The sequence below is a fragment of the Jeotgalibacillus alimentarius genome, from assembly GCF_000829445.1.
GTDB lineage: Bacteria > Bacillota > Bacilli > Bacillales > Jeotgalibacillaceae > Jeotgalibacillus > Jeotgalibacillus alimentarius.
On the sequence record NZ_JXRQ01000018.1, the window covers coordinates 218536 to 243470 of the forward strand.

25 protein-coding genes and 1 other annotated feature are annotated in these 24935 nt (G+C 42.0%); of the genes, 6 read left to right on the forward strand and 19 right to left on the reverse strand.

All coding sequences use genetic code 11. The features are described from left to right. Positions 1-8: 8 nt before the first annotated feature. Positions 9-335, reverse strand: coding sequence for an iron-sulfur cluster biosynthesis family protein (locus KP77_RS10950; protein ID WP_041122763.1), 327 nt, complete (start codon positions 333-335; stop codon positions 9-11). A 116-nt stretch (positions 336-451) separates the two neighbouring features. On the opposite strand from KP77_RS10950, the gene KP77_RS10955 reads away from it, so the two are divergent. Beyond that, entirely contained in the window at positions 452-667 is a 216-nt protein-coding gene (locus tag KP77_RS10955) for a CDGSH iron-sulfur domain-containing protein (protein WP_041122764.1), read from the forward strand. A gap of 27 nt (positions 668-694) precedes the next feature. Here the strand turns inward: KP77_RS10955 and KP77_RS10960 are convergent, their stop codons facing one another. Then, entirely contained in the window at positions 695-1483 is a 789-nt protein-coding gene (locus tag KP77_RS10960) for an SDR family NAD(P)-dependent oxidoreductase (protein ID WP_041122765.1), read from the reverse strand. Further along, positions 1480-2448, reverse strand: coding sequence for an MBL fold metallo-hydrolase (locus KP77_RS10965; RefSeq protein WP_041122766.1), 969 nt, complete (start codon positions 2446-2448; stop codon positions 1480-1482). The genes KP77_RS10960 and KP77_RS10965 overlap by 4 nt, the downstream gene beginning before the upstream one ends. Before the next feature lie 128 nt (positions 2449-2576). Next, positions 2577-2786, forward strand: a binding site (T-box leader). A 46-nt stretch (positions 2787-2832) separates the two neighbouring features. On the opposite strand from KP77_RS10965, the gene proC reads away from it, so the two are divergent. The 3 genes from proC to namA all read left to right on the forward strand — a co-directional run bounded on the left by proC (position 2833) and on the right by namA (position 5925). Beyond that, the gene (proC, locus tag KP77_RS10970; RefSeq protein ID WP_041122767.1) at positions 2833-3645 is read left to right on the forward strand and encodes a pyrroline-5-carboxylate reductase; all 813 of its coding nucleotides are present in this window, start codon (positions 2833-2835) and stop codon (positions 3643-3645) included. 54 nt (positions 3646-3699) lie between these two features. Next, positions 3700-4839, forward strand: coding sequence for a glycosyltransferase (locus tag KP77_RS10975; RefSeq protein WP_041122768.1), 1140 nt, complete (start codon positions 3700-3702; stop codon positions 4837-4839). A gap of 63 nt (positions 4840-4902) precedes the next feature. Then, positions 4903-5925: an NADPH dehydrogenase NamA gene (gene namA / locus KP77_RS10980; RefSeq protein ID WP_041122769.1), complete on the forward strand. Its 1023-nt coding sequence runs from the start codon at positions 4903-4905 to the stop codon at positions 5923-5925. A gap of 46 nt (positions 5926-5971) precedes the next feature. Here namA and rnz read toward each other — a convergent pair whose 3' ends face one another. After that, positions 5972-6886 (reverse strand): ribonuclease Z, encoded by a 915-nt coding sequence (rnz, locus tag KP77_RS10985; protein ID WP_041122770.1) that lies wholly within the window; start codon positions 6884-6886, stop codon positions 5972-5974. Between the two features lie 179 nt (positions 6887-7065). Between rnz and zwf the strand changes: the two genes are divergently transcribed. Then, complete coding sequence (gene zwf, locus KP77_RS10990) at positions 7066-8559, forward strand: glucose-6-phosphate dehydrogenase (protein WP_041122771.1); 1494 nt, start codon at positions 7066-7068, stop codon at positions 8557-8559. Between the two features lie 27 nt (positions 8560-8586). Here the strand turns inward: zwf and KP77_RS10995 are convergent, their stop codons facing one another. The 7 genes from KP77_RS10995 to mce all read right to left on the reverse strand — a co-directional run bounded on the left by KP77_RS10995 (position 8587) and on the right by mce (position 15564). Continuing rightward, on the reverse strand, positions 8587-8934 hold the full coding sequence (locus KP77_RS10995) for a DoxX family protein (RefSeq protein ID WP_041122772.1): 348 nt from the start codon (positions 8932-8934) through the stop codon (positions 8587-8589). Positions 8935-8988: 54 nt separating this feature from the next. Further along, positions 8989-10401 carry an NADP-dependent phosphogluconate dehydrogenase gene (gndA, locus tag KP77_RS11000; RefSeq protein WP_041122773.1) on the reverse strand — a complete coding sequence of 471 codons (1413 nt, stop codon included), beginning with the start codon at positions 10399-10401 and terminating at the stop codon, positions 8989-8991. 83 nt (positions 10402-10484) lie between these two features. Continuing rightward, on the reverse strand, positions 10485-11714 hold the full coding sequence (locus tag KP77_RS11005; RefSeq protein ID WP_041122774.1) for a DNA polymerase IV: 1230 nt from the start codon (positions 11712-11714) through the stop codon (positions 10485-10487). A gap of 104 nt (positions 11715-11818) precedes the next feature. Next, on the reverse strand, positions 11819-12298 hold the full coding sequence (locus KP77_RS11010) for a chemotaxis protein CheW (RefSeq protein WP_041122775.1): 480 nt from the start codon (positions 12296-12298) through the stop codon (positions 11819-11821). Positions 12299-12422: 124 nt separating this feature from the next. Beyond that, complete coding sequence (locus KP77_RS11015) at positions 12423-13541, reverse strand: M20/M25/M40 family metallo-hydrolase (RefSeq protein ID WP_041122776.1); 1119 nt, start codon at positions 13539-13541, stop codon at positions 12423-12425. Between the two features lie 57 nt (positions 13542-13598). Beyond that, the gene (locus KP77_RS11020) at positions 13599-15149 is read right to left on the reverse strand and encodes an acyl-CoA carboxylase subunit beta (protein WP_041122777.1); all 1551 of its coding nucleotides are present in this window, start codon (positions 15147-15149) and stop codon (positions 13599-13601) included. After that, the gene (gene mce / locus KP77_RS11025) at positions 15142-15564 is read right to left on the reverse strand and encodes a methylmalonyl-CoA epimerase (protein WP_041122778.1); all 423 of its coding nucleotides are present in this window, start codon (positions 15562-15564) and stop codon (positions 15142-15144) included. The genes KP77_RS11020 and mce overlap by 8 nt, the downstream gene beginning before the upstream one ends. Before the next feature lie 126 nt (positions 15565-15690). Between mce and prli42 the strand changes: the two genes are divergently transcribed. Further along, positions 15691-15789: a stressosome-associated protein Prli42 gene (gene prli42, locus KP77_RS17980; RefSeq protein WP_152614722.1), complete on the forward strand. Its 99-nt coding sequence runs from the start codon at positions 15691-15693 to the stop codon at positions 15787-15789. Positions 15790-15826: 37 nt separating this feature from the next. Here prli42 and KP77_RS11030 read toward each other — a convergent pair whose 3' ends face one another. The 8 genes from KP77_RS11030 to KP77_RS11065 form a co-directional block, all read right to left on the reverse strand. Next, complete coding sequence (locus KP77_RS11030; RefSeq protein WP_041122779.1) at positions 15827-16801, reverse strand: aromatic acid exporter family protein; 975 nt, start codon at positions 16799-16801, stop codon at positions 15827-15829. A gap of 81 nt (positions 16802-16882) precedes the next feature. Continuing rightward, positions 16883-17605, reverse strand: a complete 723-nt coding sequence (locus KP77_RS11035) for an amino acid ABC transporter ATP-binding protein (protein WP_041122780.1) — start codon at positions 17603-17605, stop codon at positions 16883-16885. Continuing rightward, complete coding sequence (locus tag KP77_RS11040; RefSeq protein WP_041122781.1) at positions 17598-18251, reverse strand: amino acid ABC transporter permease; 654 nt, start codon at positions 18249-18251, stop codon at positions 17598-17600. Before KP77_RS11040 ends, KP77_RS11035 begins: the two co-directional genes overlap by 8 nt. Positions 18252-18406: 155 nt before the next feature. Continuing rightward, on the reverse strand, positions 18407-19198 hold the full coding sequence (locus KP77_RS11045) for a transporter substrate-binding domain-containing protein (protein WP_041122782.1): 792 nt from the start codon (positions 19196-19198) through the stop codon (positions 18407-18409). A 185-nt stretch (positions 19199-19383) separates the two neighbouring features. Next, complete coding sequence (locus KP77_RS11050) at positions 19384-19821, reverse strand: BrxA/BrxB family bacilliredoxin (protein ID WP_041122783.1); 438 nt, start codon at positions 19819-19821, stop codon at positions 19384-19386. A 227-nt stretch (positions 19822-20048) separates the two neighbouring features. Beyond that, on the reverse strand, positions 20049-21056 hold the full coding sequence (gene meaB / locus KP77_RS11055) for a methylmalonyl Co-A mutase-associated GTPase MeaB (protein WP_041122784.1): 1008 nt from the start codon (positions 21054-21056) through the stop codon (positions 20049-20051). Then, complete coding sequence (scpA, locus tag KP77_RS11060; protein ID WP_041122785.1) at positions 21049-23205, reverse strand: methylmalonyl-CoA mutase; 2157 nt, start codon at positions 23203-23205, stop codon at positions 21049-21051. Before scpA ends, meaB begins: the two co-directional genes overlap by 8 nt. Continuing rightward, entirely contained in the window at positions 23195-24829 is a 1635-nt protein-coding gene (locus tag KP77_RS11065; RefSeq protein WP_041122786.1) for a methylmalonyl-CoA mutase family protein, read from the reverse strand. The genes scpA and KP77_RS11065 overlap by 11 nt, the downstream gene beginning before the upstream one ends. Positions 24830-24935 lie beyond the last annotated feature (106 nt).

Sequence of the window (24935 nt, forward strand, 5' to 3'; positions counted from 1 at the left end):
CTTTTTTGCTACTTGATCATATTTTTCAAGCTCATCCTGCCATTAATTGTCTGTCCCGGGCTTTTCAGCTGAAACATGCGTGCTGACTCAGAATAGTCGATTTTAAGATTCTGATCATAAAAAACTGTTTTTGATTCTTCAACAAGGATCGGCCGGTCATTCGTCTCAATTAACTGATCTCCATCTGCCGCTTCCTCCACATACCAGAGGATAGGCACACCATTTAATACGCAGCCCGTTCCTTCAGTGTCATATTTTAATTTTAAAAAGCCCGATTCAGAAGGGATTTTTTCAGCAATTTTTTCTGCTGCCATACTGGTAATTTCAATTTTCATATTAACCGCCTCCATTTTTTAAGTATAGCATGATCTTTATTGGATCTGGGGTATCTTGCTTTTGAAAAGCTTTTCAAGTAGCATCAGAAACGAATCATGTTTGCGGAGGGGATTATATGGAGAAAAAAGTACAGATTAAAGTAATGGATAATGGATCTTTAAAAGTGACAGGGGATGTTGAACTCGTAGATATGGATGGCAACCAGTTTCCGGTTAAACAGGTATTCTCACTGTGCAGATGCGGGCAGTCAAAACGAATGCCTTTTTGCGACGCATCACATAAAGGTGTTTTTGAATCTTGTGTCAGAGCAGAAAAAGAGTTGAATGAGTGAGTTAAAAAAAAATAAGCGCAATTGCGCTTATTTTTGGTTAAAGCCTTTTTTACCGAGACGCTCCACCATGCCAGGTGCCAGAGTATAGGCTTTTGACGCTGCATTCATCCAGCCCGGAAGGTTCACTTCTCTTTTATCAGTATAAAATACTTCAACTGTCTTTTTTGCAACTGTACGCGGTGAAAGCATCCACTTCCTCACGTTATCTGTATACCTGCCCGACTGATCAGCTGTTTCAAAAAAGTCTGTTTCAATTGGTCCAGGATTAACTGCAGTAACCCGTATATTGTCCTCTGCGAGTTCCATTCTGAGACTGTTTGAGAATCCCAGTACCGCATGTTTGGCAGCAGAATAGACAGAAGATTTAGGAGTTGCAAGCTTCCCTGCCTGAGAGGCGATGTTAACAAGATGCCCTCCCCGTGCTTTCATGGCTGGAATGACCGCTCTGCTCATCAGCATAAGCGCAGTAACATTTACATTGATCATTGAAATCATTGTTTCTGAAGGAGTATCCTCCAGCTTTTCAAACAGCCCAAACCCTGCATTATTAACCAGGATATCGATGCGGCCGCTTTCGTTTATAACAGATTGTGCGAAAGCCGGGATTTCTTCTATCCGGTTCAGATCAAACGGCCTGATCAGTACTTGACCGGCTCCAAACTGCCGGCACCTCTCCCCTGTCTGAATCAGTCCCCGTTCATTTCTTGCAGTTAAAATCAGATCCGCACCGCTTCTTGCAGCTTCTTCAGCAATCGCTCTTCCAAGGCCACCTGAAGCACCGGTAACCCACACTGTTTTTCCTGTTAAATGACTCATAGTTTCACCCCGCTTTCAGCTTTGTAAATAACAGCTGACCCACTCATATCTGCAGCTCTGATTTCCCCTTCAGCCATCAAATAATCAATTTGTCCCTGGGTTTCTGAAAGCGTGAGACCGAGCTGTTTTTTATAAATTTTGGGAAAAAGCTGAGTGCAGAGTTCAAATACAGTTGCCTCTTTCTGCTGAAGAAGTGATTTTACATATCCGGCGCGTTCGGCCTGTTTGATTAAGCGCTCGGAAATTAATGCAGCGGCCTGAACAATGACTTCTCCATGACCCGGATATACGACTGTAGGATTCAGTGCAGCCAGTTTTTTAAGCGATTCATTATATTGCAGCTGAGGGAGCGGCCTTGGCTGATTGATACCAAATGGAGGTTCAATCAGCGGATTAGATGAAATATGCCTGATCAGCAGATCTCCGCCTATAACCATGCCGTTTTCATGAATGAGTGATATATGTCCCTGCGAATGACCATGGGACTCCATTACACGCCACCCCTGATGTCCGGGCAGCAAATCACCGTCAGCCAAATATTCATCAGCCGGCCTCTTCCCCATGACACTCAGCGTCTCTTTCATTTTTTCAATCAGGATAAAATAAGGTTCCGGCAGACCGGCCTGTTTGAAAAATTCATTGTAAAAAAAGTCATGCATGTTCATAAATGAATCGTTTCTGACCAGAAACCGCTCACTGTCCTTATGTGCAAATAGCTTTGCATCACCGAAAAATTCAGTCAGACCTGCATGATCAGGATGATGATGCGTCAATACGATCTGATCAATGTCTTCTGGCTGAAAACCAATTTCGTTCAGTTTTTTGATCAGCGTACCTTTCCCTTCAGCAGTGTCGGGACCCGTATCTATGAGTGTTACTGCATCGTCTACCAATAAATAAGTATGAACATCCCCCACAGCAAACGGGGTGGGAATTGTAAGTTGGTGAATAACCGGATCTTTCATATATTGAACCTCCTGGAATGAATAACTATTCACTTTTTCTCTAGTGTAGCCTTTTTCCCCTGCTTTGTTAAGCGAAACAAAAATGTTCTTGACATTCAACTCTAAACTAAGCATAATCTCAATAATAAATAAAATCGATGATAAGGAATAGTAAGCGTCTATGGAGACAATAGAGAGCAGAATTCACAGGCTGAAAAATTCTGCAGTCCACCCAATCGCCGAACCTGCCCTTAGAGTGACATAAAACTGTCCGCCCTGCCCGCGTTAGAGGCGCTTTGAGTGTGCAGGATAGTCTGCAAATTAAGGTGGTACCACGGAAGAACCCTTTCGTCCTTTTTACAGGGACGGAAGGGTTCTTTAATATTTTCAGAGGAGGAATGTATCATGAAAATTGTTTTTGTAGGAGCCGGTTCCATGGCTGAAGCAATGATTAAGGGGATGAAAAACTCAAGCGAATTTAAACATACAGATATCTGGGTGACCAATAAACATGATCACGCCAGGCTTGATAAGCTTTCTGAGCATTATGGTGTGAAATCTACCTATAATTTCAGTGAATTATTTGATGCGGCTGATCTGATCATTCTTGCAGTAAAACCGAAAGATGCAAAAGAGGCACTCTCTTCCGTTAAGCCATTTTATAACAGACAGCTGCTGATTTCTGTGCTCGCAGGACTTTCGATCAGTTTTATTGAGCAGATACTTGGCCATGGAGCAATTGCCCGTGCCATGCCTAATACGTCAGCCATGATCGGTGAATCTGCAACAGGGTTATCATTTAACAGTCAGCTCTCTGACTCTCAAAAAGCTGTAGCACGCTCTATATTTTCATCGATCGGGTCAGTTACTTACGTGGAAGAATCACGACTTGATCTTGTAACGGGGTTATCCGGAAGCGGACCTGCTTATATTTATTATGTAGTTGAAGCAATGGAAAAAGCAGCTGCTGAGCTTGGTGAGGATGCCATGCCTTTTATTATTCAGACATTAAAAGGAGCCGCCCATATGCTCGAAACATCCAATCAGTCGCCTGAAAATTTACGAAAAGCCATTACAAGTGAAGGCGGCACAACTGAAGCGGGAATTGCTGAGCTAGACTGCAGACAGGTAAAAGATGCTTTTGCAGCCTGTATTAAAGAAGCCACAGTTCATTCTGAACGCCTGCGGAGACAATTTGAGCAGACTCACAGCAGTTAATACTTGCAGTGCTCGAGCAGCTTTCAGTACGATTGTATAAAAGGAGCTGTGTTCATGCTTTTTATCATACTTTCCATTACAGCTCTGTTCTGGATGGTTATAGCAGCAGATACTTACCGCGGGCTATTAGAACTGCCTGCTTTAGAAAAAGAACCTCCGCTCAGTTCAGGCGGTATGATCAGTGTGATTGTTCCTGCGAGAAATGAAGAAAGACATATTGAAAATAGTATCCGCTCCCAGTTAAATCAGACGTATAGTCAGATAGAATGGATCTTAATCAACGATCGTTCAAGTGATGATACAGGTAAAATAATGGATAAACTCTCTGCACTTGATAACAGAATCAGAGTTATTCATATTCAATCACTTCCTGAAGGATGGCTTGGAAAAAATTATGCCCTTCACAGAGGAGCAAAAGCCGCTTCCGGCAGCGTATACCTGTTCACGGATGCAGATGTACTCTATGAGCCCGATATGGTGGCAAAAGCGTTTCACTATATGAAGCGTATGAAAATTGACCATCTGACGGTCTCACCTGACCTGCAATCTAAAAGTTTTCTATTGAAAGCGTTTGTCGCTTTCTTTTTATTCGGGTTTTCCTATTATAAGAGACCCTGGTCAGCAAACCGGGACCGCTCAAAAAACGGAATGGGCATCGGTGCTTTTAATATGATTACAAAATCATCTTATGCAAAGATCGGTGGTCACCAGGCAATCAGATTAAGACCTGACGATGATCTGCAATTAGGAATACGCATTAAAAAGAAAGGGTTTAAACAAAGGATGGCTACTGCTAAAACCATGCTTCGTGTAGAGTGGTACCCTTCTTTAAATGAAGCTTTCAAAGGACTTGAAAAGAATGCGTTCGCAGGATTGCATTACAGCTATTTCTTTACGCTGTTTGCTATGTGCGGAGTGTTCACTTCGCAGATTCTCCCCTTTATAGCCGTCTTCAGTCCGGACCTTTTAACTGCTGCTATGGCATGGGTCACGATTGCAGCAATCATTGCAGTGTATATTCCGATTACCAAAAGGCTGACTGCCTATCCTGTATGGCATGCTGCAGTGTTTCCTGTTTCGGCAGCCTTATTCATATACGCAATATTCAGAGCTGCTGCATTGACTGCTTTAAGAGGCGGAATCAGTTGGAGAGGAACGACTTATTCCATGAAAGAGCTGAAGAAAAAGAGCTGAAAATTCAGCTCTTTTTTTAATGATGATATACTGGTATGGAATGTCATTACAGGAGGTTATTTGATGAATACAGTTTTGTTCTCCCCATATACAATAAAAGGCGTTACCTTAAAAAATCGTATCGTTATGGCGCCAATGTGTATGTATTCCTGTAGTCAGCAGGACGGAATGGTAACCGATTTTCATAAAGTCCATTATGCTTCAAGAGCTGCAGGACAGACAGGTTTAATTATGCTCGAAGCTACTTCAGTTACGCCTCAGGGAAGAATTTCGAATGAAGACCTGGGGATTTGGAGTGATGATCATATTAACGGCTTGAAAGAGCTGACAGATCTGATCAGTCAACATGATGCAAAGTCTGCTATTCAGCTCGCACACGCCGGAAGAAAGTCAATGACTGACGGCTCAATCATTGCACCTTCTGCAATCGCTTTTAACGAAAATATGAAGCAGCCTGAAGAAATGTCGCACCAGCAGATCCATGAAACAGTTCAGGCGTTTAAAGATGGTGCCAGACGTTCTCGTGAAGCAGGCTTTGACATTATTGAACTGCATGCGGCGCACGGCTATTTAATAAATGAATTTTTATCCCCTCTCTCTAATCGAAGAACTGATGATTACGGAGGCTCTGAAGAAAACCGCTACAGGTTCCTGAAAGAAATCATTGAAGCAGTGAATGAAGAATGGTCCGGCCCTCTATTTGTACGGGTTTCTGCAAGTGATTGGCACGAGGAAGGATTAGAACCTGAAGATTATGCTACATATGCAAAATGGATGAAACAACAGGGTGTTGACCTGATTGATGTCAGCTCAGGGGCTGTCATTCCAGCTCAGATTCATGCTTATCCCGGATACCAGGTGCCTATGGCAGAGGTGATTAAACATAAAGGCGGAATTGATACGGGGGCTGTTGGTCTGATTACGAGCGGACTTCAGGCAGAGGAAATTCTCCAGAACAATCGCGCTGATTTGATCTTTATCGCGAGAGAATTGCTGAGAGATCCATACTGGCCGAGAAGAGCGGCACTCGACCTGCAGACGTCTATTGAACCAATGACACAATATAAGCGCGGCTGGGTATTTTAAACCCAAAAGAAAGGATGGGTCATACACCTGGCCCATCCTGCTTTCATTAATTGATATCTGTTTCATGCAGATCTTTGGCGATATAGGTTTCAGGAAAAATTTCTTTTGCCTGCATCAAAAGTTCTGTTTCTTTCCCATCTGCATAGCGTGCACTGATGTGTGTGAGCCAGAGTGTTTTAACACCGGCAACTTTCGCAATCTCTGCAGCCTGAGCTGCAGTCGAATGATAATAATCTTTAGCAAGCTTCTCATTTTCACTACCGAAAGTTGCTTCATGTATGAGCAAGTCTGCTTTATATGCAAGATCAGCGACAGCAGCACATTTTCTTGTATCACCTGCAATTGCAATCACTTTCCCCTTCTTAGGCTCATCCAGAAAATCATGTCCATCGATCAACTGCCCTTTCCACATAACCTTCTCTCCATTTTTCAGCTGCTTATAAATTGGACCAGGCTCAATCCCGATAGACTGCAGTTTTTCACTATCCAGTTTTCCCTGCTGGTCCTGTTCAACAAGCCTGTATCCGAAAGATGGGATGACATGATCCAGCTGTCTGATACTGATTGTAAAGCCATCCTCTATGTACTCTTCCCCGTCTGATACTTCGATCACTGAAAGCTCATATTTTAAATAGGTTTTACTGAGTCGTAATGAGGTTTCTATATACTCTTTTATCCCCTCTGGTCCATATACAGTTAATGGTCCGGTCCCTCCCTGAAAAGACCTGCTTCCAAGAAATCCGGGCAGGCCGAAGATGTGGTCACCGTGTAAATGTGTAATAAATACTTTATTGATTCTTCTTGGTTTAATCGAAGTATGCAGAATCTGATGCTGCGTTGCTTCCCCGCAATCAAATAGCCAGCTGTCACCATTTTTATTGATCTGTTTTAATACAACGGCGGAAACATTTCTTTCTTTAGCCGGAACACCTGCACCTGTACCTAAAAAATGTAAACGCATAACTTCCTCCTGAATAAATGATAGTAATCATTCTGTGAATATATTTTAACAGGTTAAATCATGTTACCTGTATGTTCAAGTTCAGCGTAAAGGTTGCATCTGACCGGGAGCCGCTATACAATTTAGATATTGCAAATCCGGCATTATGCCGAATGACATTATAAAGTGAGGTCCTGAAAGTGAAACAGACATCAACACCACCAACATTAATTATGATATTTGGCGCAACCGGAGACCTTGCTAAACGCAAATTGTACCCTTCATTATACCAGCTTTATCTAAAAGGAAGTCTGGAAAAGCAATTTGCAGTGCTGGGTATCGGTCGCCGTGAATGGTCAAATGAGCAATTCACAACCCACATCCGGGATTCATTAATGACTGCTTCTGATAATCATGATCATATTGATTCATTTATCGAACACTGTGTATATGAGTCGCATGATGTGGAAGATTCCTCATCATACATAAAGCTTAAACACGTTGCTGATGAACTTGACGAAAAGTTTGACTTAAAAGGTAATAGAATCTTCTACCTTGCAATGGCTCCGGAGTTTTTCGGCACCATTACAGATCACTTAAAATCCGATGGTCTGACAGATAATCAAGGTTTCTGCCGTCTTGTCATAGAAAAACCGTTCGGCCACAGTCTGCCTTCAGCAAATGCACTGAATGATCAGATCAGACAGTCATTTCCTGAAGAATCAATCTACCGGATTGACCACTATCTTGGTAAAGAAATGGTGCAGAACATCGAAGTGATCCGTTTTGCAAACGCACTGTTCGAACCATTATGGAACAGCCGCTTTATTTCAAATATCCAGATTACTTCTTCAGAAGTACTCGGCGTGGAAGAACGCGGGAGATATTATGAAAAAAGTGGTGCTCTGAGAGATATGGTACAAAACCATATGCTTCAGATGGTTGCACTGCTTGCAATGGAGCCTCCGATCAGCCTGAGTACTGATGAGATCAGAAGTGAAAAAGTACGTGTTCTGCGCGCCATGCGTCCGGTTGAAGGTAAAGAGGTGGACAATTACTTTATCAGAGGGCAGTACGGATCTGATTACAAGCGTGAACAAAAGGGTTACAGGGAAAATGATAATGTTGATTCTGAATCCAATACCGAGACATTTGTTGCAGGTAAGGTAATGATTGATAACTTCCGCTGGGCAGGTGTACCTTTTTATATCCGTACCGGGAAAAGCATGGCAGTAAAATCAACAAAAATTGTTGTGCAGTTCAAGGATATTCCAATGAACCTTTATTATAATAAAGAGCATTCAATGGATCCTAACCTGCTGGTCATTCATATTCAGCCTGATGAAGGAATTACACTTCACTTAAATGCCAAGAAAACGGCCCAGGGTATTGATACTGACAGTGTGAAGCTCAGCTATTCTGCAAGCAGTATTGACGGGATTAACACACCTGAAGCATATGAAAAACTTCTATTAGACTGTATTTTAGGAGATGCGACTAACTTTACACACTGGGATGAAGTGAAGCATTCGTGGAGTTTTGTTGATAAAATCTCTGATCATTGGGAAAAAACAAAAGATACTTCGTTTCCGAATTATTTCGCAGGATCAATGGGACCTCACAAAAGTGACCTGCTGCTTGAACAGGATGGTTTTGAGTGGTGGCCAATCGGCGAACTGGAAGTTGACGAATAAGCATAAAAAAAGTAAGGCATCTCTGCCTTACTTTTTTGCTATCTTCAACGCCCACTGAATCAGCGGAATCTGAAAAAGGACTCTTCCCCAAAGCGCAGCAGGCATCTTTTTTCCTGCGATCCTCACATTTTTCTGCGCCATATAGATATTGGCCGGCCAGACGGCAACAAGAAAGAGCGCCAGCAGTTTTCCTCCTAGTTTTGCCCCTTTATCAAGAACAAGCATGGCTCCGATGACAATTTCAATCACACCTGTTATGTAGACAATGGCTTTTTTAAACGGTAAAGCTGGCGGGACGATTTTTCTGAAGTTTCTTTCTTTAAGAAAATGCATAATACCTGCATAAAATACAATTGCACCGTACAGTCTTCTCATGAGAGTCTCTCCATTCTATAATACCCGCCTTCCAAAATGAAAGGCGGGTATTGATTAATCTTCAATCCATTCAGTATGGAATGTACCTTCTTTATCCGTGCGCTCATACGTATGCGCGCCGAAATAGTCACGCTGAGCCTGAATCAGATTAGCCGGCAGAACCGCTGTACGATAACTGTCATAATAAGACAGCGCTGTAGAGAAGCCAGGTACCGGAATTCCATTCTTAACAGCAAGTGCAATCACTTCACGCAGTGCACTCTGATAATTTTCAACAATTGTCTTAAAGTAATCATCAAGCATCAGATTAGTCAGATGCGGATTTCTGTCATAAGCTTCTTTAATCTTTTGCAGGAACTGTGCTCGAATGATACAGCCTCCTCGGAAAATCATCGCAATCTCACCGAATTTCAAATCCCAGCCATACTCTTCAGAAGCAGCTCTCATCTGAGCGAAGCCTTGTGCATAGGAAGCAATTTTAGACATGTAAAGCGCGCGTCTGATCGCTTCAATCCACTCTTTTTTATCTTCCTCAGGTAACTGCGGTTCAGGTCCGCTTAATATACCGCTTGCCTTTACACGCTCATCTTTCAGTGCTGAAATAAACCGTGCAAACACGGATTCAGTGATGATCGGAAGCGGTGTTCCAAGATCAAGTGCACTTTGACTTGTCCATTTACCTGTACCCTTTTGTCCTGCTTTATCAAGAATGACGTCTACCATCGGCTTACCGGTTTCATCATCATATTTTTTAAAGATGTCTGCTGTAATTTCGATCAGGTAGCTGTCGAGTTCACCTTTATTCCACTCTGTGAATACTTCATGTAATTCTGCAGCATCCAGGCCCAGCACCTGTTTCATCAGGAAGTAGGATTCTGCAATCAGCTGCATATCTGCATATTCAATTCCGTTATGCACCATTTTCACATAATGTCCCGCACCATCAGGGCCGATATACGTACTGCAGGCTTCCCCATTAACTTTAGCAGAAATTTCGTTAAAAATAGGAGCTACTAAATCGTATGCTTCTTTTTGTCCGCCAGGCATAATCGATGGGCCTGTCAGTGCGCCTTCTTCGCCGCCGGATACGCCGGTGCCGATAAAGTGTACGCCATACTCACTTAACTCTTTATTACGGCGGATTGTATCCTGATAGAACGTATTACCACCATCGATCAGAATATCACCTTTATCAAGTAATGGCAGTAACCCTGAGATTGTTGCATCTGTAGCAGGACCTGCTTTTACCATCAGCATAATTTTTCTTGGTGTCTCAAGCGAATCCACAAACTCTTCCAGGCTGTATGTACCGTGGATCTGCTTGCCTCCGGATTCATTTAACATATCGTCAACTTTTTCAGAAGACCGGTTATACACAGCAACTGAAAAACCTCTGCTTTCAATATTCCATGCAAGGTTTTTCCCCATAACTGCCAAACCGACAACGCCAAATTGATGTTTTGACATAATCAACTTCCTTTCTGTCTTCGTTCTCCCTTTGATCCTAAACTATTGTATCATTAAACGCCAAAAAATCGAACGATGACCCTCTAATTATGGTCATCAAGAAAATCCTTACTGAAACTGGTCTCTGCATTCTGGACGCTTTTCGCGCTTTTCATCCCGCGTGTCAGAATTCCTTTTCCGTGCTTCTCTTCAAGTTCTCTGATCACTTTTTCAACCGGCTCATACTTTACATCTTCCTCATATGAAAATAAGTCAATCTGTTTATAAGCATGACTTTTATCAGCCAGATCTTGTACCGTGACACCGAGCAGCCTGACCGGTGTTCCGTTCCAGTGCTTCAGAAAAAGTCCTTTTGCCTGCTCAGCAATATGATTTCTGTCATATAACGGGTGACTGAGGGTAAGACTCCTGGTGATGGTTTTTCTGTTTTTAAAACGGATCATGATTTGAAGAGCATATCCGATCATCTGCTTCGTACTTAACCGTTCACTGACCTTTACTGATAGCTGATCAATGACTTTTAACAATTCACTTTGATTTGTCAGATCCTTCGGCAGTGTTGTGGAATTTCCCACACTTTTATAATCATATACACTTTCCGGATCCACTTTTCTTGAATCGATTCCATTTGCTCTGTTTTTCAGCTTCAGACCATTAATACCAAGCAGTGCTTTCAGTTTTATTTCATCAGCTGATGCAAGATCCCCAATGGTCTCGATAGAAAGAGAAGATAACTTTTCAGCCGTCTTCTCCCCTACGCCGTTCATCTCACGGATCGGCATAGGCCAGAGTTTGTGCTCAATTTCTCTTTTCCTCAGCACTGTTATCCCCATCGGTTTTTTCATATCCGAGGCCATTTTAGACAGAAACTTATTTGGAGAAACGCCAATACTGCAAGGAAGATCAAGCTCCCTCAGAATTCTGTCCTGAATTTCTTGAATCAACTCAATCGGGTTTCCCTCAACTTCTGTAATATCCATATATCCTTCATCAATTGATACAGGCTCAACCATCGTTGTATAACTTCTCAGAATATCAAAAATGGCCTTAGATGCCTGTCTGTAGCGTGTGAAATCAGGTCTGAGTACAATCAGCTCAGGACATAGTTTCAGCGCTTCATGTACCTGCATCGTAGTTTTGACACCTTTACTCCTCGCTTCATAGCTGCAGGTGACAATAATACCTCTCCGCTCTTCAGGGTTACCTGCAATTGCAATCGGCTTCCCTTTCAGTTCGGGCTGATGAGCAGCTTCTACTGAAGCATAAAAGCTGTTCATATCGATATGAAGAATAATTTTTCCGCTTCCGCTCATCAACTCAATCCCCTCTATTGTTACCTACTGAAAATATTACACGAAAACCACGCAAAAAAAAATGTTCCTTTATAAAGGAACATCTGATCAATCATGATCTATAATCAGGAAATTTCCTGTGATTTGGCTTCGGCTATATATTCCCTGATCTCTTTCATTCCATCGAGACTCTCTGTCAGAATCTCCGGATCAATAATAGTAATCAGGCGATTTTCGAGTTGTGCAACTGAAGTGAAATACTCTGTTCTTCTGTATGCTGCAAGTCCTATTTCTTTTAGACGCTCTGCCGGGATATCAATGATTTCCTTTGCATCTCTTACCCTTACAGCAAGTGAAAGCTGTTCTGTTTTCAATACAAGCATCTTTGATTCTTCAGCAACAAGCGGCCTGTTATAAAGTATCTCTTCAAAATCCAAAACAGGGACAAGCTCTCCCCTGACTTCAGTGATCCCGGGCATATATGCCGGAAGATGAGGAACAGGTGTTACTTTCTCTTCTTTTTCAATTGATATAACGGATTGAATTGAAATGGCGTATTCTTCGTTTCCACACTTAAAAACAACTGCTTTTAATCCATCTTCCATAACTAAATTCCCCCTTTACCGAATGATACTAATGTACCATAAACGAACAGAGTTTTCCATGCATATTTAGTTTACATAATAATATTATAGTCGAACAAATAAAAAAGCAGGAATACCTGCTTTTTTATTTGTTGCTTTCTTTCACAATCTGAGTCAGCAATTCGCTTAATTTTACTAATTCATTAACCGGCATGCGTTCGTTGGTTGTATGGATTTCTTCATAGCCTACTGCAAGATTCACAGTTGGCACACCCATACCTGCAATGACATTCGCATCACTTCCTCCACCGCTTGTCAGAAGCTCGGATGATCTGCCGATTTTCTTCGCTGCTTTCTTCGCCAACTGCACAACATGATCGTCTTCACTGAATTTAAAGCCCGGGTACATCACCTGGATCTCAACATCTGCTCTGCCGCCCATTTCATCTGCAGCATCTTCAAAAGCTTTTTTCATTTCTTGTGCCTGTTTTTCCATTTTTTCAGGCACCAGTGATCTTGCTTCTGCTAATACATCTACACGGTCGCAGACGATATTGGTGGCACTTCCACCTTCAAATCGGCCAATATTTGCAGTAGTTTCTTCGTCAAGACGGCCAAGGTTCATATTTGCAATTGCTTTAGAAGCGATTGTAATAGCTGACACACCTTTTTCCGGCGCTACGCCGGCATGTGCCGTTTTACCGTGAATAACAGCTCTGATTTTTGCCTGAGTCGGAGCTGCAACGATAATATTCCCAACTTGTCCATCGCTGTCTACAGCATAACCGTATTTTGCTTTTACATAAGAAGGATCAAGCGCTTTAGCACCAACGAGTCCTGATTCTTCACCGGCAGTAATGATAAATTGAATATCTCCGTGACTGATATTCTGTTCTTTTAACTGATGAATCATTTCGATCATCGCGGCAATACCTGCTTTATCATCCGCACCAAGAATAGTTGAACCATCAGAATAAATGTATCCATCCTCTTTGATGACAGGGTTAATTCCTTTACCTGGCGTAACTGTGTCCATGTGGGATGTGAAGTAAATGGTATCAGCTGACTGATCCTGTCCTTTTAGCGTAATAATCAGGTTGTTAGCACCGTGCCCGGTTTCTTTCATACTGTCATCTACTTCAATCTCACACCCAAGGTCAGTGAATATTTTCTTCAGCACTTCAGAAATGTCAGATTCGTATTTCGTTTCAGAATCCACTTTAACAAGTTCAATAAATTGATTCACTACACGTTCTTTATTCATCTTAAAACCTCCGGAAACTAGTAATAAGTATTAAGTATAACGAAGAAACGTCACTTATTACAGCGGTATGTTTCCATGCTTTTTCTTTGGACGTTCTTCATGTTTATTTCGCATCATTTCAAGCGCCTGAATGAGCTTAATTCTTGTTTCTCTCGGATCAATCACATCATCAACCATCCCTCTTGATGCAGCAACAAATGGGTTTGCAAACTTTTCACGGTATTCCTCAATTTTTTTTGCTCTGGTCACTTCAGGTTCATCACTGTTTGCAATCTCTCTTGCAAAGATAATATTGGCTGCCCCCTGTGGACCCATTACGGCAATTTCTGCATTCGGCCAGGCAAATACTAGATCTGCCCCGATTGATTTGCTGTTCAATGCCACGTAAGCACCGCCATATGCTTTACGTAAAATGACTGTCATCTTCGGTACGGTAGCTTCAGAATATGCATACAGAATTTTTGCTCCATGTCTGATAATCCCACCGTGCTCCTGCTTAATCCCCGGGAAGAAGCCGGTTACATCTTCAAACGTGATAATCGGAATATTGAATGAGTCACAAAAGCGGATAAATCTTGAAGCTTTATCACTTGAATCAATATCCAGTCCGCCTGCCATGACTTTAGGCTGGTTGCACACAAGTCCGACTGTCTCACCTTTAATTCTTGCAAAACCGACGACAATATTCCTTGCAAATTCCTTTTGTACTTCCATAAATGAATGTTTATCAACCACATAATCGATCACCACTCTGACATCATAAGGACGCAGCGGATCAAATGGAATCGCATCAGCTAAGTCCGGTCTGTCATCAGATTCTTCCGGTATATCAGCTACCGGGGGCTGTTCTTCATTGGATTGCGGCAGATAGCTCAGCAGCTGTCTGACCTGCTCAAGCGTTTCCTGTTCAGTTTCTGCACGGAAATGTGCGTTTCCACTGATCGAATTATGTATTTTTGATCCGCCCAGATCCTCTGAAGATATTTTCTCACCGGTCACCGTTTCAATTACCTTAGGCCCTGTAATAAACATCTGACTTGTCTTATCCACCATAAAAACAAAATCAGTAATAGCCGGGGAATAAACTGCACCGCCCGCACACGGTCCCAGTATTACAGAGATCTGTGGCATTACACCGGAATAGATGGAGTTGCGGTAAAAAATCTGACCATATCCATCTAATGAAACAACACCTTCCTGGATCCTGGCGCCTCCTGAATCATTTAACCCGATAAATGGAGCCCGGTTTTTTGCTGCAAGATCCATCACGTTTGCAATTTTAGCTGCATGCATTTCCCCAAGCGCACCGCCAAATACAGTAAAGTCCTGAGAAAACAAATAAATCGGGCGTCCGTTTACTTTACCATAACCGGTTACAACACCATCTCCTGGCCCTTTTTGTGATTCCATACCAAAATCACCACAGCGATGCTCAATGAAGGGATTCAACTCAACAAATGATCCCTTATCCACTAAAAGATCAATTCTTTCACGGGCTGTCAGCTTGCCTTTTTCATGCTGCTTATCAATCCGCTCATCTCCACCTCCGAGCTCAATTTCCCTTTTTCTATCGTATAACTCATTAATTTTTTCGAACATATCACTCATGCTGACTGCCTCCCTTAAAATCGTGATCGCAAAGTTCATAAAGCACACCATGTGCCTGTTTAGGATGCAGGAATGCGACCTGGGCACCGCCCGCTCCGGTTTTTGAACCCTCTGAAGTAAACTTAAGACCTTTGCTTTTCAGTTCTTCCATTCTTTGATCAATATCGCTTACACCAAACGCTACATGGTGAATGCCTTCACCTCTCTTTTTAATAAAAGCTGCGATTGGAGAATCACTGTTCAGCGGTTCAAGTAATTCAATTTTAATATTCCCGGCATCTAAAAATGCTACTTTGACTCCCTGGGAATCAACAGTTTCCTGCTTCAGTAAAGTAAGCGCTAACATATTTGTGTAAAAAGGCAGTGCTTCTTCAATCGATTTAACTGCTACTCCAATATGATCTGTTTTTTTCATTAGAATTCCCCTTTCAGACGGATACTTTTCTATTGTAACGATATCAGCTGAAGTTGACTACTACTTGCGAAGGATTGTACAGCCGTGTACAATTAAATCAATATGCTGTAAAAGGAGCGAATCATTTTGCGCAACCGCAAATTCAGAACTTTTATTGTTTACCTGATGATTTTTGCGATGCTGGCTTCGACGCTTGCCATCGGATTATCAATGGTTGTATTTTAAAAAGATGGAGCAGTGGATCTAAAGATCCGCTGCTCCTTTACATTTCTGCCTGTCTTCTTGATAACGGAATGCCTCTGAAAGATTGTTTCAGCTGCAGATATTCTTCCATTTCACGAATAAACTGAAACAGAGCTGCCCTTGTCTCAAATTCGTTACGCTCCCGCGGCATCGGCATTTCTTCTATCAGCAGCTTCATGTCATACAACTTCTTTAAATATAAAACTGCTGTGTTTCCCGGATGAATATGCGTGCTCAAATCTTCAACAAACTCAGCAATCATTTCTCTTTGTTCAACTTCGGAGTTTAAGCTTTGCAACAGAGGAAGCATCCTTTTAATAAGTACAAACTGCTTTTCTCTCATCGTAAAATAGAGGTAATAAATATTTTCATTTCTAAGGAAGTGATTTTCTACATCCTGAAATGCGATCGTTTTTCCCTCTTTAATCAGCGCTTCTGTTTCCTTGAGCAAATGATCATTCCACTCTGAATGAGTATCACGCAGGTATGCGGACATCTGCTCAAAAATCTCTTTGAATTGCTCTTCAACCTTTGTCTGCATGCTGACCATTTTGCTTTCCACGCTTGGCATATATAAGTTCATCACAAGCGCAGTAATCACTCCGATCGTCAGGAGCATTAATTCATTACCAATCAGATTAAACGTGATATGGTCACTTGTATACAGATGCAAAATAATGACGCTGCTTGTCACAATCCCTTCTTTAATCTTCAGGGCTACAGCAGTCGGTATGAAAAATAGAATTAATAGCCCGATGGTAACTGGGTGGTATGCGATCCCTTCAAAAATAATAAAAGAAAATATCATGGCGATGATACATGCAGCCACCCGGCTCCATGATGCTTTGACAGATTTACGCTTCGTATTTTGGATACATAAAATTGTAATGATCCCCGCCGATGCAAAATTTTCAAGCCCGAGCAACCCGGCCACCGCTATGGCAATCGCAGTGCCTGCAGCTGTTTTAATGGTACGATATCCGATTCGAAACATTCGTTCTTCCTTTCTTCAAAACACATGGAATAAAAAATTGAAACCCAAAGTATCGATATACTTTGGGTAACGTCAAATTTATTATAACACTTTTTGAAGGAAATTATGTGCTCTTTCTGAAGATGGTGAACTGAAAAATGATGTTGGATCTGCCTGTTCAACGAGCATTCCCTCGTCCATAAAGATCACCCTGTCGGCTACTTCTCTTGCAAAACCCATCTCATGCGTGACAATCATCATCGTCATACCGGTTTTCGCAAGCGACTTCATTACATCAAGTACCTCTTTTACCATTTCAGGGTCAAGCGCGGAAGTAGGCTCATCAAACAGCATAACATTTGGCTGCATCGCAAGAGCTCTGGCAATTGCAACACGCTGCTTTTGCCCTCCTGAGAGCCTGTTCGGGTATTCATCTGCTTTTTCTGACAGCCCGACTTTAGCAAGCAGCTCTCTGCCCAACCGATCTGCTTCCTGCTTTTGGACACCCTTTACTTTTAAAGGTGCATAAGTGACATTTTCAAGCACCGTCATATGCGGGAACAAATGAAAATGCTGAAACACCATTCCGACTTCTGAGCGAAGCTTTTGTGGGTTGAATTTTTTGCCTGTCACTTCATCCTGTCCAATCACAATTTTCCCCGATGTAGGTTCTTCAAGCAGATTCAAACAACGGAGGAAAGTGGATTTCCCTGAACCTGAAGGCCCGATCACCACGACCACTTCGCCTTCTTTAATTTCGGCGTTAATATCTTTTAACACTTCAAGCTGTCCAAATGATTTATATAATCCTTCTACTTTAATCACTTTTTCTCATTCTCCCTTCAACCCATTTGCCGGCAAATGTAAGTACCAGTACCATGAGATAATAGATCATTCCGGCAAATAACAATGGCTCCAAAAATGAAAACTTATCACTGCCGACGATATAAGCTCTTCTCATGATATCAGTAACACCGATGACTGTCACAATCGCTGACTCTTTTGTCAGTGTAATAAATTCATTCATTAAAGCAGGCAGAATGTTTTTTAATGCCTGCGGTAAAATTACGTCTTTCATCATTTTATTATACGGCACACCAAGCGCCATAGCGGCTTCACGCTGGCCTTTATCCACCGCCTGAATTCCTGCACGGATAATTTCTGAGATATAGGCTGCAGAGTTAAGACCAAAAGATAAGATAGCTGCAGTATATGCTTCGATTTGTACGCCGAAGAGCTGAGGTGATGCATAGTAGATAATCATCAGCTGAAGTACAAGCGGCGTTCCTCTGAATATAGAGGTGTAGCCATCTGCAAACCATCTTAAAAATGGGATTCTCCCGATTTTAAATAAAGATAAAATAATACCGATTGCAAAACCGAGTAAACCTGCGATTAATACGATTTGCAATGTTACCCATATACCCTGAAGGATATAAGGCATCGATGGGACGATTTGTTCAAAATTCATACTGTATCAGCCTTCCTGTCATGATTTTCATACATTAGACCTTGTTAAATTTGAATAGTGATTTCCGCTACAATCACCAGCTATGTTAAGACAACATCTAGCTTTAACAAAGCGAAACAATAAAAGAGTGCTCTGAGGCAGCACTCTTTTAAAATTTATTCAGACGCTTCTGCGTCGAACCATTTTTCAGCAAGCTTTTCAAGTTCACCCGACTCTTCAAGCTCTGCAAGTACTTCATTGAACTGCTCTGTCCACTCGCTGCCTAGAGGTAAAGCTACAGCAGATCCCGCTTCCTGTTCTTCTACTTCAATTGTGTTGCCTGTTAATTCTTCGCTGTTATTCAGATATCCTTCTGCCACAGTATTTTCAACGATAATCGCATCAAATCTCTCATTAATTACATCCTGCATTAATTCAGGAATACGGTTTCTCGTTTCAACTGTTACATCCATTTTCTCTGCAAGTCCGTCAACGTATTCCTGCTGAATAGATCCAAGCTGAACGCCAACTGTTTTTCCATCAAGATCTTCAGGAGACGTTATCCCGCTGCCATCCAGAGAAATAATCATATCCTGTGCAACATAATAGATATCAGTAAATTCAACGTTCTCTTTTCTTTCTTCAGTTGGTGTCATGGCTGCAAGAACAAAGTCAACCTGCTCATTTTGCAGGGCTGTAATCAGTCCGCTGAATTCCATATCTTTTATCGTAAACTCAAATCCAAGTTCGTCTGCAATCATGTTAGCCAGGTCAATATCATAACCGATAATTTCTTCCCCATTCGCTGTATCAACGTATTCAAACGGTCTGTAGTCCGCTGAAGTTCCCATGACAAGCTGCGGCTTGTCTTCTGATGAATTTTCTGATGATCCCGATTGATCTTCAGAACCGCAAGCTGATAATACCAGCGCACCCGTGAGCGCAGAAGCAAATAACATTTTTTTCATTTCAATTCCCCCAAAACGTATTTTAATACAATAACTTGTATATTTATTATATTTGTATTTTATCATCCTTTCATAAACATGCAATACTTTTTTAATAAATGTATAAATATAAAATTATTCGGATTTTTCAATCAATATTAAGGCATAAAAAAAACCGTGCGCTCTGCACGGTTTTAACGTCTTCTTTATACTTCTTTACAGTGTACTTCAAATAGACTCTGAAGGTTAGCGATCACTGACATCGGATCGTGACCCTCAATCTCATGTCTTTCCACCATTGAAATGATTTTTCCATCTTTCATTAATGCAAAAGAAGGAGATGACGGTGGGTAACCTTCAAAATAGCTTCTTGCCTTCGCAGTTGCTTCTTTATCCTGCCCTGCAAATACAGTTACAAGACGGTCAGGACGCTTATCATAATGGATCGCATGTGAAGCTGCAGGACGGGCAATACCGCCTGCACAACCGCAAACCGAGTTAACCATCACAAGAGTCGTACCTTCTTTTTCAAGCGTTGCTTCAACTTCCTCAGGTGTAGTCAACTGCTCGTAACCTGCAGCTTCAATTTCTTCTCTCGCCTGACGGACTACATCATTCATAAAAATATTAAAATCCATGCTCATTTTCCGACTCTCCTTTAAAGGTGATTACAATTTAATCATAGATGACCAGCACCTGTTTATCAACTATATACAATTATCTATATTCCAAAAAATAAAAGGAAAAACAGGTTTATATTTTGAATATGGTGGAATAATAGCTACTAGGATCTAGATTTAACCCCTAAACTCCCTAGATTTCTTTGACGGCAGAATTTCTGCCGTCCTTTTTTATTTACGCCGGTCATGACTTAATCAAATAAAAGATCCGCTGCTTCAGAAGGAGACAGTTCACCACGGCCGACTTTTTCTTCAAGGTTTTTAAGTTGAAGCTTTTTTTGATCATCAAAAAAAGTTTCGTTCAGCTTAATCTGAATCAGCTGATTCATCCAGTCAACTGACTGTCTGCTCCGCCGCTTATCAAACTCTCCTGTGTTTTTTGTTTCTTCAACAAATCCGAACACTACATCCCAAACATCATTAATACCTTCGTTATATAATGCTGAGCAGGTATAAGCTCTCGGTTTCCAGCCTTTTGTAGCTGGCGTGATGAATCTCAAAATCTGATTGTAATCATGCATTGTTTTAATGGCCTGTTCTTTATTAGCGCCATCCGCTTTATTAATAACGATTGCGTCAACGAGTTCCATGATCCCTTTTTTCATCCCCTGCAGTTCGTCCCCTGCACCGGTGAGAGATAACAAAAGAAAAAAATCGGTCATGCCCCTGACGATCCCTTCACTCTGACCTACTCCGACCGTCTCAACAAGAATCAGATCATAACCGGCTGCTTCACACAGAAGGATCGTTTCCCTGGTCATTCTTGCCACACCGCCAAGTGTGCCTGATGAAGGAGATGGTCTAATAAACACGTCAGGATGATGCGCCAGAAATTCCATTCTTGTTTTATCCCCTAGAATGCTGCCTCCGGATAAAGATGAGCTTGGATCTACTGCAAGCACAGCCGTTTTATGATGCTTACTGACAGCTGTTTTTCCAAAAGCCTCTATCCACGTACTCTTTCCCGCACCCGGTACACCTGTGATCCCAACTCTTACACTATCTCCGGTATACGGTAAAATCAGCTGAATCAGATCATTTGCAGTTTGTCTGTGATGTCTTGCATGGCTTTCAATCATCGTAATGCACTTTGATAAAGCGCCTCTATCACCTTTAATCAATTGATCAGCCAGGTGTTTAACATTAATTTCTTCCTGGACCTTCTTTTTAAAAACTCTTCTTTTTTTAGGATTATTCATCCTGCATAACTTCCTCGTATCCAAGGCGCAGATAAATTTCTTCTATTACTTTTTCAGCAGCTGCCGGTATGACTGTACCCGGCCCAAAGATGGCAGATGCACCATTATTCAATAAATATGCATAGTCCTGTGCAGGGATGACTCCGCCGATTACGACCATAATATCTTCCCGCTTCCACTTTTTCAGTTCACTCATGAGAGCCGGTACTAACGTTTTATGACCGGCTGCAAGTGAGCTGACTCCAATCACATGGACATCATTCTCTACAGCCTGAGCTGCAGTTTCTTCAGGCGTCTGGAACAACGGACCGATATCCACATCAAAACCAAGGTCTGCAAAGGCAGTGGAAATCACTTTTGCCCCCCGGTCATGTCCGTCCTGACCCATTTTGGCAATTAAAATTCTCGGCCTTCTTCCTTCATTGTCCATAAAGGCCTGAGTCATCTCACGAACATTGTCAATCGCATCTGCATCAGAATAGGCATCACTGTAGACACCGCTGACTGACCGGATCACTGCCTGATGTCTTCCGCTTACTTTTTCAACTGCGTCTGAGATTTCTCCAAGTGTGGCTCTTAGTCTGGCAGCATGAATGGCTTTTTCAAGCAGATTCTCTTCACCCGACTCAGCAGCTTCAGTCAGCTCGTTTAGCGCTTCAGTCACTGCTGTTTCATCCCGTTCATCACGCATTCTTTGTATCCGTTCAATCTGTCCCTGTCGCACTTTCTCATTATCAATTGATAAAATATCCATTTCATCTTCCTGATCCAGACGGAAACGGTTCACTCCAATAATCACTTCTTTACCTGAATCAATTTTCGCCTGTCTTTTAGCAGCGGCTTCTTCAATACGCATTTTTGGCAGACCGGTTTCAATCGCTTTTGTCATGCCGCCAAGAGATTCGATTTCTTCAATATGAGCCCATGCTTTATCCATGAGCTGCTGAGTAAGAGATTCAACATAATAAGAGCCTCCCCATGGATCGATGACATTCGTAATACCCGTTTCTTCCTGCAGGTAAAGCTGCGTATTTCTTGCAATTCTGGCTGAGAAGTCAGTCGGCAGCGCAATTGCTTCATCGAGCGCATTCGTATGAAGTGACTGCGTGTGCCCCATCGCAGCAGCGTGTGCTTCCATCAATGTCCTCATCACATTGTTATATGGGTCCTGCTCTGTGAGTGACCACCCTGATGTCTGGGAATGTGTCCGGAGCATCAGCGATTTTGGATTTTCAGGCTTAAAAGGTTTAATCAGCTGCGCCCACATTTTCCTTGCAGCTCTCATCTTTGCGACTTCCATAAAATAATTCATTCCAATTCCCCAGAAAAAAGAGAGCCTTGGTGCAAACCTGTCAATATCAATTCCTGCCTTTAAACCGGTTCTAACATATTCAAGACCGTCAGCGAGCGTATAAGCCAGCTCAACATCAGCAGGTGCCCCGGCTTCCTGAATATGATAACCGGAAATCGAGATTGAATTGAACTTTGGCATATGTCCTGCTGTATATGAAAAGATGTCAGCAATAATCTTCATGGACATCTCAGGAGGGTATATATACGTGTTTCTCACCATATATTCCTTCAGAATATCGTTTTGTATTGTACCTGACAGTTTTTCCGGGCTGACTCCCTGCTCTTCTGCTGCAACGATATAAAAAGCCATAATAGGCAGAACTGCACCATTCATTGTCATTGAGACAGACATTTTATCAAGTGGAATTCCGTCAAAAAGGATTTTCATATCTTCAACTGAATCAATTGCAACGCCCGCTTTTCCTACATCTCCCGTTACTCTTGGATGGTCTGAATCATAGCCCCTGTGAGTGGCAAGGTCGAATGCAACAGATAATCCCTTTTGACCCATTTCAAGGTTTCTGCGGTAAAATGCGTTACTTTCTTCAGCAGTCGAGAATCCTGCATATTGTCTGATTGTCCACGGTCTTGTCGTATACATGGTCGGGTACGGTCCTCTTGTAAAAGGTGCAGACCCGGGAAGTTCGTTCACATGATCCGACTGTTCAATATCTTTTGAAGTATAAATGGACTTGATTTCAATTTCTTCGTTTGTAACCATTGACCGGCTGACGGTCTTATTAGTATTCGTATAATCAGACCATTTGAATGAACTTTTCTTAAATTCAGGCTTCATGATGACTTACTCCTTTCTGACCAAACAGTACTTCTTCAAGAAATGCAATCATATCCATACCGCTATAAATAACTCCATCAAGTCCTTCAGCCTGAAACTTACCGGCTGCAAAAACCTTTTGCCCTGGTTTTTTAGATTGAATGACATCAGATAAATATTCTACATAAGCCTCATCTGAACCGCAGACGATTATCACTTGTGCATTATTATTTTTAATCACCGGTACGACCCCTGCAGCTGCAAAAACACCTTTCACAAAATCTGTCCGCGGCTTATAATCTTTTAATTCACCCACAGGATAGAGTGTGACGTCCGCCGCTCTCATCGTTTTTACTTTCTGAATGAGCATGTCCCATGAATAGCCAGCTGTTTCCGGTATCTGCTCGAGCACATTCTTTTCTGCCGGTGCATATTTGTTCATACCTACTAACGATTGTTTTCTTGTACGCACATCCCGGTCCCTTTTATCACGGACTGTTTTTATCTCATGCAGGAATTCACTGTAGACATCCTCGAGACCATTTTTTTCTTCAATCTCACAAAATTGTTCCCATGCCTTTTCAGCAATTTCCTTTGTCAGGTGTTCAACGTAATAGGACCCGCCTGCAGGATCAATCTGATTTTGCAGAAACATCTCTTCCTTTAAGATCAGAAGTATGTTTCTAGCAGCTCGAATTGCCTGCTGTGACGGTTTTTGATTAAACCAGTCATACGGCTTTGCGCTGATATAATCAGCACCACCGAGTACTGCTGCAAAAGCTTCATTCCCGCTCCTCAGCATATTCGTGTGTTCATCCTGCGTCAGTTTTGTAAATTGAGCCGTTTCGGCACCTGTAGTCACTGTGTACGAAACACCATACTGAGACATAAAATGATGCCAGAGCGCCCGGAAAGCTCTCAGCTTTGAAATTTCCGTAAAGAAATCTGAACCGATTGCAAATTCTACATGTATCTTTGAACAGATCTTATCAATATTCCATCCATGCTGATCGGCTTTTCTGATCACACTGCTTGCCTGCGCCAGAATATATGCAAGCTCCTGAATCACACTTGCTCCTTTTTGATGAATGGAAGCACTTGAGAGGATCACGCTTTTTAATTCGGGGTGCGTCTGATCAATTTCTTTTATTTCATCAAAAGCTTTATCTATTGTTTGATTTTGAAACTGAGTACCCCAGTCCCTTCCGAGGATTCCTCTTACTTTCCGTTCATTCAGCGCCTGTATCCACGGATGCCCGTCCTGATGTTTTATATAGATATGTAAATCTTCTTTTAAGCCAAACAGGCTGGCAGCATCCTGAGCGTTAAAACAGCCGGATGTCTCACTATCTAATGCCACCACTTCGGAACCTCTGGTTAGCTCTTCTTTTGCAGCTGTAATCAGCTCAGACGATTGAAGTCCAAATACCTGCTGCGCAATAAGCCAATCAGGATTCGATTTCCAGTACCTTGAAATATGGCTGTCGTCTGTTTCAGGTCTGTCTGTATATAAAGGACGTAAAGTGATCCCTTCCGGCGTCATTTTATTTAATGAGTCAACCGGCTTACCCTTTAACACTTTTTCAACCTGATCAATCCAGTCCTCATATGAAGCTGCCGGAAATACTGTTTTATTATGATTCATATCGTTGCTGCTGAGCAGCTTTCCCCCTTATGTAATCGTTTTCAATTCTATCTATACCAGTATAGTGAAAAGTTAGGACATTGAAAAGAGAGCCGCCAGTATAAAC

What these genes read in the sequence shown, in the direction of transcription:
- KP77_RS10950 (WP_041122763.1), bottom strand. Translation starts at nt 335, where the DNA reads ATGAAAATTGAAATTACCAGTATGGCAGCAGAAAAAATTGCTGAAAAA.
- KP77_RS10955 (WP_041122764.1), top strand. Translation starts at nt 452, where the DNA reads ATGGAGAAAAAAGTACAGATTAAAGTAATGGATAATGGATCTTTAAAA.
- KP77_RS10960 (WP_041122765.1), bottom strand. Translation starts at nt 1,483, where the DNA reads ATGAGTCATTTAACAGGAAAAACAGTGTGGGTTACCGGTGCTTCAGGT.
- KP77_RS10965 (WP_041122766.1), bottom strand. Translation starts at nt 2,448, where the DNA reads ATGAAAGATCCGGTTATTCACCAACTTACAATTCCCACCCCGTTTGCT.
- proC (WP_041122767.1), top strand. Translation starts at nt 2,833, where the DNA reads ATGAAAATTGTTTTTGTAGGAGCCGGTTCCATGGCTGAAGCAATGATT.
- KP77_RS10975 (WP_041122768.1), top strand. Translation starts at nt 3,700, where the DNA reads ATGCTTTTTATCATACTTTCCATTACAGCTCTGTTCTGGATGGTTATA.
- namA (WP_041122769.1), top strand. Translation starts at nt 4,903, where the DNA reads ATGAATACAGTTTTGTTCTCCCCATATACAATAAAAGGCGTTACCTTA.
- rnz (WP_041122770.1), bottom strand. Translation starts at nt 6,886, where the DNA reads ATGCGTTTACATTTTTTAGGTACAGGTGCAGGTGTTCCGGCTAAAGAA.
- KP77_RS10995 (WP_041122772.1), bottom strand. Translation starts at nt 8,934, where the DNA reads ATGAGAAGACTGTACGGTGCAATTGTATTTTATGCAGGTATTATGCAT.
- gndA (WP_041122773.1), bottom strand. Translation starts at nt 10,401, where the DNA reads ATGTCAAAACATCAATTTGGCGTTGTCGGTTTGGCAGTTATGGGGAAA.
- KP77_RS11005 (WP_041122774.1), bottom strand. Translation starts at nt 11,714, where the DNA reads ATGAGCGGAAGCGGAAAAATTATTCTTCATATCGATATGAACAGCTTT.
- KP77_RS11010 (WP_041122775.1), bottom strand. Translation starts at nt 12,298, where the DNA reads ATGGAAGATGGATTAAAAGCAGTTGTTTTTAAGTGTGGAAACGAAGAA.
- KP77_RS11015 (WP_041122776.1), bottom strand. Translation starts at nt 13,541, where the DNA reads ATGAATAAAGAACGTGTAGTGAATCAATTTATTGAACTTGTTAAAGTG.
- KP77_RS11020 (WP_041122777.1), bottom strand. Translation starts at nt 15,149, where the DNA reads ATGAGTGATATGTTCGAAAAAATTAATGAGTTATACGATAGAAAAAGG.
- mce (WP_041122778.1), bottom strand. Translation starts at nt 15,564, where the DNA reads ATGAAAAAAACAGATCATATTGGAGTAGCAGTTAAATCGATTGAAGAA.
- KP77_RS11030 (WP_041122779.1), bottom strand. Translation starts at nt 16,801, where the DNA reads ATGTTTCGAATCGGATATCGTACCATTAAAACAGCTGCAGGCACTGCG.
- KP77_RS11040 (WP_041122781.1), bottom strand. Translation starts at nt 18,251, where the DNA reads ATGAATTTTGAACAAATCGTCCCATCGATGCCTTATATCCTTCAGGGT.
- KP77_RS11045 (WP_041122782.1), bottom strand. Translation starts at nt 19,198, where the DNA reads ATGAAAAAAATGTTATTTGCTTCTGCGCTCACGGGTGCGCTGGTATTA.
- KP77_RS11050 (WP_041122783.1), bottom strand. Translation starts at nt 19,821, where the DNA reads ATGAGCATGGATTTTAATATTTTTATGAATGATGTAGTCCGTCAGGCG.
- meaB (WP_041122784.1), bottom strand. Translation starts at nt 21,056, where the DNA reads ATGAATAATCCTAAAAAAAGAAGAGTTTTTAAAAAGAAGGTCCAGGAA.
- scpA (WP_041122785.1), bottom strand. Translation starts at nt 23,205, where the DNA reads ATGAAGCCTGAATTTAAGAAAAGTTCATTCAAATGGTCTGATTATACG.
- KP77_RS11065 (WP_041122786.1), bottom strand. Translation starts at nt 24,829, where the DNA reads ATGAATCATAATAAAACAGTATTTCCGGCAGCTTCATATGAGGACTGG.